Genomic DNA, 11,515 nt, shown 5'->3' with positions numbered 1-11,515 from the left:
GTGCCCGCGACCATGGGAGCCATATTTGAACAGCTCGGAGGCAACCGACCGGATGCTCGTTCTTCGCGCGCAGAGTGGCGAGCGTGCGGCCTTCGGCGAACTCGTCACACGATACATGCAGCGTGCCTACTATACGGCACTCGGCCTCGTCGGGAACCACGACGATGCCCTGGACCTCTCTCAGGAGGCCTTCGCCAGGGCGTTCCGCGCGCGCGCCCGGATCGACCCCGAACGTCCCTTCTTCCCCTGGTTGTACCAGATCATCCGACGACTCTGTTTCAACCATACACGGGACCAGCGGTCACGCCGCCTGAAACTCGAGAAGGCGGGCAGCTGGCTCACGGATACGACGATGGGACGGCGCCCTCCCAGCCCGGACCAGGCGGTCATGCGCGCCGAACTGCGCGAACAGGTCGGCGCGGCCATCGAACGCCTGCCGGAGCGGGAACGGGAGACGCTCGTCCTGCGCGAGTTCGAGGAACTGCGTTACCGGGAGATCGCCGAGTTGCTGGGAATCCCCATCGGCACCGTGATGTCGCGCCTCTATCGGGCGCGGCGCTCCCTCGCACACGAGATCGAAACGGCGGGAACCCGTCCCGGCCGGGAGGGAGGCGCGGGCGATGAGTGAGAGAAACGTGAGTCCGCCCGGCGACGAGCGGGTGCGCCATCTGATGATGGCCGAACTGGACCAGGAGATTTCGGGAGAGGGACGCCTCGAACTCGAGTCCGCGCTCGGGGAGGACCCTGGTCTTCGCGACGAACTGGCGACATACCAGCGCCTGAAGGAGGTCACCGATACCATGACTCCGCTGAAACCGCCGGAGGAAACCTGGGACAGCTACTGGGAACACGTCTATCGCCGGCTCGAACGCGGCATCGGCTGGGTTCTGCTTTCGCTGGGAACGATCGTGGTGGGCACGTGGGCGCTGTGGACCGCCGTCAGCGAGTTGATTCGGGACACGACGATGCCCGTGTACATTCGCTGGGGGATGCTCGTGCTGATCGCGGGCTTCGTGATCCTTTTCGTCTCCGTCGTTCGCGAGCGCCTGTTCATGCAGAAGAAAGACCCCTACAAGGACGTGGTTCGATGATCAGCACCTCCCGAAACGACCTCGCCGGCTACCGCATCGTAGAGGAGTTCGGCCTCGTCCGCGGCAGCACGATCCGGGCGCGCCACCTGGGCCGCGACATTCTCGCTGGCCTCAAGACCATCGTCGGCGGCGAGATCCAGGAGTACACGAAGATGATGGCCGAGGCGCGCGAACAGGCGATCGATCGCATGGAGAGCGAGGCGGCGGCATTCGGCGCCAACGCGATCCTCTGTGTCCGCTTCTCCACTTCCTACATCCTCGGCGGGACCGCCGAGATCGTTGTCTACGGCTCCGCCGTCAAGGTCGAGGAGGATTGACCGTGGCCCTGAGAATGTTGATAGCGGCCGGGTGCGTGCTCTCCTCTCCGGCGCTGGCGCAGGAGCCGGATCTCGACCCTGACGCAGGAGGCGGAGGCGTCGAGGGCAGGTGGGCGGGATCCGTCGTTCTCCCCACGGGCGAGTTGCCCTTCGCGGTCACCTTCGAGCGCGCCGATGGCGTGCTCTCCGCCACGATGGACATCCCCGCGCAGGGCGCGCTGGGTCTTCCCCTCACCGCCGTGTCCTATGTCGCCGCCCGGGTCCATTTCGAACTCGATACCCAAGTCGGTCTCGCCGTGTGGGACGGAGCCCACAGCGGCGACACGATCGAGGGCGAATTCACCCAGGGGGTCGTGACCAGCACGTTTTCCGTGTCGCGGGCGGATCTCCCGGAAGCGGAGGCGGAAGAGCCGGCGCCCTACCGGGCGGAGGAGGTCTCGTTCGAGAACGGTGACGTACACTTCGAGGGTACGCTGACGCTGCCGGAGGGGACGGGTCCGTTCCCGGGCGTCGTCCTGATCACGGGGTCGGGGCCCCAGGACCGGGACGAGGTCGTAGCCGGTTTCTCCGTCTTCCGCCCCCTTTCCGATCACCTCACGCGGCAGGGCGTCGCCGTCCTCCGCTACGACGACCGCGGCGTCGGCGGCTCGACCGGCAGCGTCTCCTCCTCCACCACTTCCGACTTCGCGGGGGACGCCCTGGCGGGGCTCGCGCGGCTCTCGGAGCATCCGGACGTCGACCCCGCCCGCGTCGGCTTCGTGGGACACAGCGAGGGCGCCGTCGTGGCTTCCCTGGCGGCCTCGCGCTCGGAGGCCGTCCGCTTCGCCGTGTTGCTGGCGGGCTCGACCGTACCCGGCACCGAGATCCTCTACGAGCAGTCCGCGGCCATTCAACGCGTGAGCGGCGTGCCCGAGGGCCGCATCGAGTGGAACACCGACTTCCAGCGCCGTTTGTTCGCGGCCCTGGAGGCCGGAGAAGGCCTCGAGGCGTATCGCGAGGAGCTTGGAGCCGCGATCCGCGAGGGCATCGAGGCCCTGTCCGAAGCGCAGCGCGCGCCGATCTCCGACCTGGACAGCTACGTCGAGGCCCAGGTGGCCCAGCAGATCGATGGCCTGGAGAGCCCCTGGTATCGCTATTTCCTCACGTACGATCCGGCCGAGGGTCTCCGGGGCACGCGGGTGCCGGTGCTCGCGCTCTTCGGCGGACTCGACCTGCAGGTCGTCGTCGACCAGAACCGCGGCCCGCTGGAAGAGGCGCTCGCCGGGAACCCGGACGTGACGGTGGAGGTACTCCCGCGCGCCAATCATCTCTTCCAGGCCGCGACGACCGGATCCCCCGCCGAGTACGCTCTGCTCGAGAAGCGCTTCGTCGACGGTTTTCTCGCAACGATCTCCGACTGGATCCTCGCCCGCTTCGGCAGCTGACACCGCCTCGCGGCGTGCCCGCATCTGGCGCGGCGCGCCGCGTCCGGTAGCTTCGCGGAGACCGACATCTCGCGTCCCGAGCGGCGGACGGGAGCCGCCGTCGATGTCCGAATCCGGGAGACCCAAGAGCCATGCATACACTGGAGGCGCTCGCCCTGCCGAGGTCTTTCACGCCCGCCATTGCGGGGTTCCTCCTCCTTGGCGCGGTCCTCGTCGCGGGCAAACCGACCGGGCTGACTGCCCAGACGCCGGGTGAGGAAGTTCGGGACCTCGCCGAGCATCCCGCGGTGCGGAACGCCTTCAGCATCATCGAGGAACTCGAGCCGAGGACGATCCGCGAACTCATCGAACTCACGCAGGTGCCGGCGCCCCCCTTCATGGAAGACGAGCGCGCACAGGTCTACGCGGAGTGGCTTCGCGAGGCCGGCGCCGACTCCGTGTTCATCGACGAGGAGGGCAACGCCGTCGCGATCCGCTACGGCCGGGGCGGCACGCGGGGCTCGACGCCGGAGGGGGAGCGGCGGACGGTGGCGCTGTCGGGACACCTGGACACGGTGTTCCCCGCGGACGTCGACGTGACGGTCGCGCAGCGCGGGGACACGCTGTTCGCCCCCGGCATCGGCGACGACACGCGCGGCCTCATGGCGGTGCTCACCGTGCTGCGGGCGCTCGAGGCCGCCGGCATCGAGACGGAGGCGGACGTTCGGTTCATCGGGACCGTCGGAGAGGAGGGGCTCGGCGACCTGCGCGGGATGAAGTACCTGTTCCGCGATGGCGCGGACCCGATCCACACGTGGATCGACATCGACGGCACGGGGCTGGGCCGCATCGTGAACAAGGGGCTCGGCTCCCATCGTTTCCGCGTCACCTTCCGGGGCCCGGGCGGCCATTCGTGGGGGGCGTTCGGGCTCGCGAACCCGGCCCACGCGCTGGGACGCGGGATCCGCCACTTTCAGGACGTGGCGGATACGCTCACGCGCTCGGGGCCCCGCACGAGCTACAACGTGGGCCGCATGGGAGGCGGGACGTCGGTGAACGCGATCCCCTTCGAGGCGTGGATGGAGGTGGACATGCGTTCGGTGAGCGAGGAGAGTCTCGGCCGCATCGACGCCGCGTTCCGGGACGCGATGCGACGGGCGCTGGACGAGGAGAACGCGCTGCGCCGCGACGGACCCGAGATCGAGCTTGAACTCGATCAGATCGGAGACCGTCCGTCCGGGGAGGTTGCCGACGACCACCCTCTGGTCGATCGGGCGATCGAGGTCATGCGCGTGTTCGGGGCGGTGCCCGCGCTGACCCGTTCGTCGACGGACTCGAACATCCCGATCTCCCTGGGAATCCCCGCGGTGACGATCGGGAGCGGGGGCATCGGGAGCGGGGCCCACTCACCCGGCGAATGGTGGATCAACCGTGACGGCCACCTCGGGATCCAGGCGAACCTCCTCCTGCTGGTGAGCGAGGCGGGCCTGGCCGAGCCCATTCCCTGAGGGCGCCCAGGGCCGGGTTCGGCCTCCATACGGCGGCGGCGGTCGTCGTCGCCAACATGATCGGGACCGGCGTCTTCACGAGCCTCGGGTTCCAGCTCGAGGCTCTGAGATCCGGGTTCGCCCTCTTGATGCTGTGGGTCGTGGGCGGCGTCGCGGCCGTGTGCGGCGCCCTTACCTACGCCGAGCTGGGATCGACGATCCGGCGCTCGGGCGGCGAATACACGTTCCTCTCGCACATCTACCACCCGGCCGCCGGTTTCGTCTCGGGTTGGATTTCGGCCACGATCGGGTTCGCGGCGCCCACCGCGCTGGCCGCGATCACGTTCGGGACGTACCTCTCGTCCGTCTTTCCGGTGCTGCCCGCCCGGTGGCTCGCGGTCGGGCTCGTCGTGCTGCTCTCGGTCGTCCATGGGCGCACCCACCGGACCTCGGGCAGCTTTCAGCGCTGGTCGACGACGGCCAAGGTGGCGCTGATCCTCGCCTTCGTCGCGGCCGGGCTGTCCCTCGTCGCGGAACCCCGGGACGTCGGCGTGCTCCCCTCGGCCGACGGCGTCTCGAACGTGTTCTCCGCCGGCTTCGCCGTGTCGCTCATCTTCGTGTCGTACTCGTATTCGGGCTGGAACGCCGCCACGTACGTGACGGGCGAACTCCGCGACCCCCGGCGGACGCTCCCCCGCGCGCTGGCCATCGGGACGCTGCTCGTGATGCTGCTCTACGTCGGGCTCAACTACGTCTTCCTGCGGGCCGCTCCCGCCGAGGCGATGGTGGGACGGCTCGAGGTGGGATACATCGCGGCGGGGTACATATTCGGGCCGGTCGGGGCCGACCTGATGGGGATCACCCTCGCGCTCCTCCTCGTCTCCACCGTGAGCGCCATGGTGCTCGCGGGTCCGCGCGTCCTCCATGCGATCGGCGAGGACTACCCGACCTTCCGGCTCCTGAGTTCGATCAACGCGCGGGGGACGCCCGGCGTGGCTATCTTCACACAGGCGGCGATCAGCCTTCTCTTCATCCTCACGGAATCCTTCGAAACCATCCTCGTGTTCTCCGGTTTCACGATGGGCCTCAACACGTTCCTGGCGGCGGGCGGGGTGTTCCTCCTGCGCCGGAGGCAGGCCTCGGGCCGGATCCCCGGGGGGGTGGTCGGTGCCGGGGTAGACGGAAGATCCGCGCGAGGCGAGAGCGGCGCGTCGGCTGAGACACCCGGAACGGACCAGCCGTACCGGACCTGGGGCTATCCCGTCACGCCGCTCATCTTCCTGGCGGTGACGGGCTGGACGCTGGCCTACATCCTGCGCGACCGGCCCCTCGAAGCGGGGCTGGGACTGGGGCTCATCGCCGTCGGCCTCGTCATCTACGCCGTCACGCGGGCCCGCGACCGAAAGACCCGCGCTTGACCGCGCCCGCTCCTTCGATCGTTTCCGCTTCCACCCGAGACCTGCTGCTGGCGTTCGCCGCAGTGTATCTGGTGTGGGGGTCGACGTACCTGGCGATCCGCTTCGGGGTCGAGACGATCCCGCCATTCCTTCTCGGGGGAACGCGCTTCCTGGCGGCCGGGGTGATTCTCGCCGTCGTGTCGCGCCTTCGCGGGGCCCCGGCCCCGAAGCCTCGCGAATGGAGGGCCGCCACCATCTCGGGCGTGTTCATGGTCGCAGGCGGCAACGGCCTCGTGTGCTGGGCCGCGCAGTACGTGCCCTCGGGGCTCACGGCCCTTCTCGTGGCCACGGTGCCGCTGTGGCTGGTCGCGATCGCGCGTCTGGGGCCGGACCGCGAGACCACGAGCCCGCTGGAGGCCGCGGGGCTCGTGCTGGGTCTGGGCGGGGTCGTTCTCCTCGTGAGCAGTTCCGGGGCGGAAATCGGGATTCGCGGGGCGAGCGCGAACCAGGTGGTGGCCGGCGCGCTCGTGGTCGTGGCGGCGTCGATCAGTTGGGCCATCGGCTCCATGTACAACCGCCGGGCCGCGCTGCCGCGGCCGCCGCTCTACGGCACGGCGCTCACGATGGCCGCCGGAGGGCTGATCCTGGTGCTCATCGGACTCGCGGCGGGGGAGTTCGGACGGCTGTCGCTCGGCGACGTGTCTCTGCGTTCGTGGCTGTCGCTGCTCTACCTGACCGTCATGGGGTCGATCGTCGCCTTCTCGGCCTACATGTGGCTCCTGCGCAAGGTGCGACCGGCGGCCGCAGGCACCTACGCGTACGTGAACCCGGTCGTGGCGCTCTTTCTGGGCTGGTGGCTCGCGAACGAGGCGTTCACGCTGCCGATGCTGGCGGGCACCGTGATCATCGTGGCCGGAGTCGTTCTGGTACAGCGGGGGCGAGCGCCGAAGGGCGGCCCGAGGCCGGCGACCGTGCGGGCGCCAGCCTCGAGGTAGCCACCCCGCGCGGTCAGAGGGAGAGCGGAGGCCGGCGCCGTTGCTGCTGCTCGGCCACGTATTCCCGGTACTTCTCCAGCTGCTCGTCGCTCAGCACCTCGGCGAGCTTCGTCTCCGTCTCCTGCTGCAGTTCCCGCATCATTTCCATCATGGCGCTCCGGTCCCCGGAACCGCGGACCCCTTGAAAACGCTCGCGGCGGCTCTCCGCCTGGGCCTCGAGGATCTCGCGGACCGTCACGACCTGCTCCTCGTCCAGCGCGAGCCGCTCGGTGAGGGCCGTCATCTGGTCGTCGAGACTCATGCCGAAGCCGCGGCCTCCCCGCTGAGCCTGAGCCTCCAGCGGCGGCGCGGCGGCGAGTGCGACCATCAGGAGAGCGAATGCTCCGATCATCTTTCTCATCGATATCCTCCCGTTCCTGCGTTTCTTCCTTGGCTGCTTCCCGGGCTGCTTCCCGGGCTGCTTCCCGGGCTGCTTCCGTCTGCGTCCGTTGCAGCCCCCTCATCGGAAACGACACGGATCCCGCCGGAAACGTTATGGACCCTTGCGCGGGACGCGCCCGATGCGCTCAGCTACGAGTGGGGCCGTCGACCGGCCGTCGGCACTGGCCATGAGGGTTTTGCACCGAGGTTCGGACGGAGGTTCGCATGGGGTTTCGTCGTCGGTTCTGCAGCATCGCGGCGCTGGGGACCGCGCTCCTGGCGCCGGGCTGCGCGCGAGAGCAGTCCCCCGCGGTGGAGGACGAGGCGGCCCACGAGCGCTCGCACATCGCGGGGATGGCGGCGCACCACATCTGCTCGGGCGTCTTCGTGGTCGGACGCGACTACGAGCGGTCCGTCGACGAGGTGGTGGCGCAGGACATCCGGCGCTTCCCGCTGTTCAACTGGCAGGACGACTTCGAGTACGCCGTGAACTACGAGACGGGCACCGCCTCCGTCTCGGCAGCGGACTTCGGTACACGGTCCGCCGAGTACAACGGGGACCAGGGCTGCACGATCCTGCCGGCCGGCCTCGACGACGTGACGTACGAACCGCAGGTCGTCGAGCGGCTCAGCCCCGATCCGGCGGTGACGGCCTGGCCGACGGGTGACGTGGGCGCCTACCACGATCCTCCGCCGCCGGAGGTCGACATGGAGGCGCTCGAGGCGGCTCTCGACTGGACGATGGCCCAAGCCGAGCACAACACGCGCGCGCTCGTCGTCATCTACGCGGGCAAGATCCTCGGCGAGCGCTACGCCCCCGGCTTCACGCGCAACACGCCGCAGATCTCCTGGTCCCAGGGGAAGAGCATCGCGAGCGCACTCGTCGGCGCGGCGATCCAGGCCGGCCACCTCGACGCCGGACTCGACGACCCCGTGCCGGTGCCCGAATGGCACGGGGAGGACGACCCGCGCCGGGAGATCCGCGTCCGGGACATCCTGAACATGAGTTCGGGCCTCGACTTCCTGAACCTGGGCCTGACGGACTCGCGATCGTGGACGCACGCCAACGAGCACTTCCGGATCTACTTCGAGGGGATCGATGTGTTCGAGCACGCGGTCGACCAGCCGCTGGACACCCTGCCGGGCGCGATCTTCCGCTACCGGAATTCCGATCCGCTGACGGCCAACCGCATCGTGCGGGAGGCGGTCGAGGCGCGGGGCGAGGACTGGCTCACGTATCCGCAGCGCATCCTGTTCGACCGCATCGGGGCGCGGAACTACGTCCTCGAGACGGACGCGTGGGGCAACTTCATCATCACCGGCTACGACTACGGGAGCGCGTGGGACTGGGCGCGGTTCGGACTCCTCCACCTGTGGGACGGCGTGTGGCCGACGCCCGATGGCGGGAGCGACCGCATTCTTCCCGAGGGCTGGGTGGAGTTCGTCAGCGCGCCCGCTCCGGGCGCCGAAGCTCTGGAGTACGGCGGGCTGTTCTGGCTCAACCGGGGCGGCGCGCTTCCCCGGGCGCCGGACGACGCATACTGGGCGGCCGGATTCATGGGACAGTACACGGCCATCATCCCGTCCCATGATCTCGTGATCGTCCGGCTCGGGCCGAGCCCCGGGAACACCGGGGCGTATCTGTCGGACATCATCGGCGAGGTGACCGCGGCAATCGCCCGGTAGCGGTCCGTCGTCGTACTGTGTAGTTGCCCTTGGCAAAGCCCGTTCCCCCGAGGCTCCGGGGGAATCGTCCAGTTTCAGTCTACAGGAGGCAGCTGTGTACTCCGTTGTGTACTCCGTGACCCGTTTCCGGAAGCTTCTTCCCGTCTTTTTCCTCGTCCTCGGTTTCGTCCTCGGTCCTGCTTCGATCGTGGCGCAGGACTCCGGGGGCGGACTCCCGTCGATCGAGGACAAGACCGCTTCCATGCGGGCCATCGACGGCTTCATCCCCATGTACTGGGAAGCGTCGAGCGGCAAGCTGTGGCTGGAGATCTCGCGCTGGGACACCGACATCCTCCACATGACGGGGCTCGCCTCGGGGCTGGGGTCGAACGACATCGGCCTCGACCGCGGGGCGCTCTCCGGATCCCGCCTCGTACGCTTCCACCGGGTGGGGCCGAAGGTGCTGATGATCCAGCCGAACCTCGACTTCCGGGCGAGCAGCCCGAACCCGCGCGAGGTGCAGGCGGTGACGGACGCCTTCGCGCCCTCGACGCTGTGGGGTTTCACGGCGGCGGCGGAGACGGACGGGCGCGTGCTCGTCGACGCCACGGACTTCGTGGTCCGGGACATGATCAACTGGGCGCAGCGGCTGCGACCGGGGACGTACCGGTTCGACGCGGGCCGGAGCGCCGTGCACCTGCCCATGACGATGGGGTTCCCCGAAAACACGGAGATCGAGGCCTCGCTCACCTTCGTCCGGCAGCCGGGGGGTGGCGGAGGCTTCGGCGGGTTCGGGGGCGGCGGCGGATTCGAGGGGGTCGGGAACGTGGCTTCGACGGGTGAGGCGGCGACGATCCGGCTGCACCATTCCTTCGTGCAACTGCCGGCACTCGGGGAGTACACGCCGCGGGCGTTCGACTCGAGGGCCGGGTACGGCGCGATGAGCTATGCCGACTATTCCGCGCCGCTCGGGGAAGACATGCGGATGCGGTTCATCCGGCGGCACCGGCTCGAGAAGCGGGACCCGTCGGCGGCCATGAGCGAGCCCGTCGAGCCGATCGTCTACTACCTGGACCCGGGTGCGCCGGAGCCGATCCGGACCGCGCTGCTCGAGGGGGCGCGGTGGTGGAACCAGGCCTTCGAAGCGGCCGGCTTCCAGGACGGTTTTCGGGTGGAGATGCTGCCGGAGGGCGTGAGTTCGCACGACGTGCGCTACAACGTGATCAACTGGGTGCACCGCTCGACGCGCGGCTGGAGCACGGGCGGCTCCGTCACCGACCCGCGCACGGGGGAGATCCTCAAGGGTGTCGTGACACTCGGCTCGCTCCGCTGGCGGCAGGACTACCTCATCGCCGAGGGCCTGCTCTCCCCCTACGCGAATGGCGACGAGGTGCCGGAGGACATCGCGGAGTGGGCGCTGGCGCGGATCCGGCAGCTGTCGGCGCACGAGGTCGGACACACGCTCGGCCTCGGCCACAACTACTACGACAGCAGCCGCGGCCGGATCTCGGTCCTGGACTATCCCCACCCGCTCGTGACGCTGGACGATGACGGGCGACTCGACTATTCCGAGGTCTACGACGTGGACATCGGCGAGTGGGACAAGGTCGCGATCGTGTACGGGTATTCGGACTTCCCGGAGGGGACGGACGAAGCCGCCGAACTGCAGCGGATCCTGGACGCGGCCTGGGACGAGGACCTCATCTACTTCACGAACCAGGACATCAACATCCACGCGCGCGCCGACCAGTGGTCGAACGGGGTGGACGCGGCGGCGGAACTCGAACGGATGATGGACGTGCGGCGGCACTCGCTGGACCGCTTCGGTGAGCAGGCGATCCGCGCCGGGCGGCCGATCGCCACGGTGGAGGAGGCGCTGGTCCCGCTCTACATGCACCACCGCTACCAGGTGGACGCGGCCGCCTCGCTCCTCGGAGGACAGGAGTACGTCTACGCCTTCCGCGGGGACGGGCGGACGCCTATGAAGCGGGTCTCGGGAGACGCGCAGCGGGCGGCGCTGCGGGCGCTGGGCAGGACGCTGAGGCCGCGGGAACTCGCGGTTCCGGCGGGGGTGCTCGACCTGCTGCCGCCCCGGCCGCCCGGCTTCGGGCGCTCCCGCGAGACGTTCCCGCGCTACACCGGCCCGGCCTTCGACGCGGTCACCCCGGCGGTCGTGGCGGCGGACCATACGGTGTCGCGCGTCCTCGAGCCGTCGCGGGCCGCGCGCCTCGTGCAGCAGCACGCGCTCGACCCGAGCCTGCCGGGGCTCGCCGAGGTGCTGACCGCGCTGGTCGACGCGGTCCGTCCCGAGGCCGACGAGTCGCCTTATCACACGGAACTGCGGCTCGCGGCCTACCGCGTGCTCGTGGACCGCATCATGGCGCTCGCCGACCGGGCCTCCATGCCGCACGTGCGGGCCCTCGCCACCCGGAAGCTGGTGGACCTGAGAGCCGAGATGGGGGCGAATCCGCCGCCGGAGAGCGACGCGGCGTTCGTGCAACTGGTCGACCGCGACATCGAGCGCTTTCTCGAGAAGCCGTCGGCGCCCTACGAGATGCCGGGGACGCCGAACGCGCCTCCGGGCGCGCCGATCGGGGAGCCCGCCATGGAGTGGCTCGCGGGCGATGCGTGGCTGTCGGCCGGGCCGGCGGGCTGGGCGACCAGGTGGCTTGGCTCCGCCCCCGTGTGTGAGGCGGATCGGAGCAACTTCTGACGGAGACGTTCCCGCGGGAACGTGTGA

The 11,515-nt window shown here is 69.5% G+C and carries 10 protein-coding genes; 9 read left to right on the top strand and 1 reads right to left on the bottom strand.

What is annotated here, in order from left to right:
* Nucleotides 1-52: 52 nt before the first annotated feature.
* The 7 genes from ACOGXI_RS14160 (at nt 53) to ACOGXI_RS14130 (ending at nt 6,690) form a co-directional block, all read left to right on the top strand.
* The gene (locus tag ACOGXI_RS14160; RefSeq protein ID WP_419939475.1) at nt 53-628 is read left to right on the top strand and encodes an RNA polymerase sigma factor; all 576 of its coding nucleotides are present in this window, start codon (nt 53-55) and stop codon (nt 626-628) included.
* Nucleotides 621-1,091, top strand: coding sequence for a hypothetical protein (locus ACOGXI_RS14155; RefSeq protein ID WP_419939474.1), 471 nt, complete (start codon nt 621-623; stop codon nt 1,089-1,091). The genes ACOGXI_RS14160 and ACOGXI_RS14155 overlap by 8 nt, the downstream gene beginning before the upstream one ends.
* The gene (locus tag ACOGXI_RS14150; RefSeq protein ID WP_419939473.1) at nt 1,088-1,408 is read left to right on the top strand and encodes a YbjQ family protein; all 321 of its coding nucleotides are present in this window, start codon (nt 1,088-1,090) and stop codon (nt 1,406-1,408) included. The genes ACOGXI_RS14155 and ACOGXI_RS14150 overlap by 4 nt, the downstream gene beginning before the upstream one ends.
* 2 nt (nt 1,409-1,410) lie before the next feature.
* Nucleotides 1,411-2,832: an alpha/beta hydrolase family protein gene (locus tag ACOGXI_RS14145; protein WP_419939472.1), complete on the top strand. Its 1,422-nt coding sequence runs from the start codon at nt 1,411-1,413 to the stop codon at nt 2,830-2,832.
* A 131-nt stretch (nt 2,833-2,963) separates the two neighbouring features.
* Complete coding sequence (locus ACOGXI_RS14140; protein ID WP_419939471.1) at nt 2,964-4,319, top strand: M20/M25/M40 family metallo-hydrolase; 1,356 nt, start codon at nt 2,964-2,966, stop codon at nt 4,317-4,319.
* On the top strand, nt 4,316-5,716 hold the full coding sequence (locus ACOGXI_RS14135; protein WP_419940210.1) for an APC family permease: 1,401 nt from the start codon (nt 4,316-4,318) through the stop codon (nt 5,714-5,716). The genes ACOGXI_RS14140 and ACOGXI_RS14135 overlap by 4 nt, the downstream gene beginning before the upstream one ends.
* Nucleotides 5,713-6,690, top strand: a complete 978-nt coding sequence (locus ACOGXI_RS14130; RefSeq protein WP_419939470.1) for an EamA family transporter — start codon at nt 5,713-5,715, stop codon at nt 6,688-6,690. The genes ACOGXI_RS14135 and ACOGXI_RS14130 overlap by 4 nt, the downstream gene beginning before the upstream one ends.
* Nucleotides 6,691-6,703: 13 nt before the next feature.
* On the opposite strand, the gene ACOGXI_RS14125 is transcribed toward ACOGXI_RS14130, so the two are convergent.
* Nucleotides 6,704-7,090: a hypothetical protein gene (locus ACOGXI_RS14125; protein ID WP_419939469.1), complete on the bottom strand. Its 387-nt coding sequence runs from the start codon at nt 7,088-7,090 to the stop codon at nt 6,704-6,706.
* Between the two features lie 245 nt (nt 7,091-7,335).
* On the opposite strand from ACOGXI_RS14125, the gene ACOGXI_RS14120 reads away from it, so the two are divergent.
* Both ACOGXI_RS14120 and ACOGXI_RS14115 read left to right on the top strand, forming a co-directional pair.
* Nucleotides 7,336-8,796: a serine hydrolase domain-containing protein gene (locus ACOGXI_RS14120; protein WP_419939468.1), complete on the top strand. Its 1,461-nt coding sequence runs from the start codon at nt 7,336-7,338 to the stop codon at nt 8,794-8,796.
* 94 nt (nt 8,797-8,890) lie between these two features.
* Nucleotides 8,891-11,488, top strand: a complete 2,598-nt coding sequence (locus tag ACOGXI_RS14115) for a zinc-dependent metalloprotease (RefSeq protein ID WP_419939467.1) — start codon at nt 8,891-8,893, stop codon at nt 11,486-11,488.
* Nucleotides 11,489-11,515: the final 27 nt, after the last annotated feature.

This window comes from Candidatus Palauibacter sp., from assembly GCF_965208055.1.
Taxonomy (GTDB): Bacteria; Gemmatimonadota; Gemmatimonadetes; order Palauibacterales; family Palauibacteraceae; genus Palauibacter.
The sequence above is the reverse complement of the archived record's forward strand: the minus strand, read 5'-3'. Positions and strand labels throughout refer to the sequence as shown.

Excerpts from the sequence above, each read along its gene's own strand:
- ACOGXI_RS14160 (WP_419939475.1), top strand. The coding sequence starts at position 53 with ATGCTCGTTCTTCGCGCGCAGAGTGGCGAGCGTGCGGCCTTCGGCGAA.
- ACOGXI_RS14155 (WP_419939474.1), top strand. The coding sequence starts at position 621 with ATGAGTGAGAGAAACGTGAGTCCGCCCGGCGACGAGCGGGTGCGCCAT.
- ACOGXI_RS14150 (WP_419939473.1), top strand. The coding sequence starts at position 1,088 with ATGATCAGCACCTCCCGAAACGACCTCGCCGGCTACCGCATCGTAGAG.
- ACOGXI_RS14140 (WP_419939471.1), top strand. The coding sequence starts at position 2,964 with ATGCATACACTGGAGGCGCTCGCCCTGCCGAGGTCTTTCACGCCCGCC.
- ACOGXI_RS14125 (WP_419939469.1), bottom strand. The coding sequence starts at position 7,090 with ATGAGAAAGATGATCGGAGCATTCGCTCTCCTGATGGTCGCACTCGCC.
- ACOGXI_RS14120 (WP_419939468.1), top strand. The coding sequence starts at position 7,336 with ATGGGGTTTCGTCGTCGGTTCTGCAGCATCGCGGCGCTGGGGACCGCG.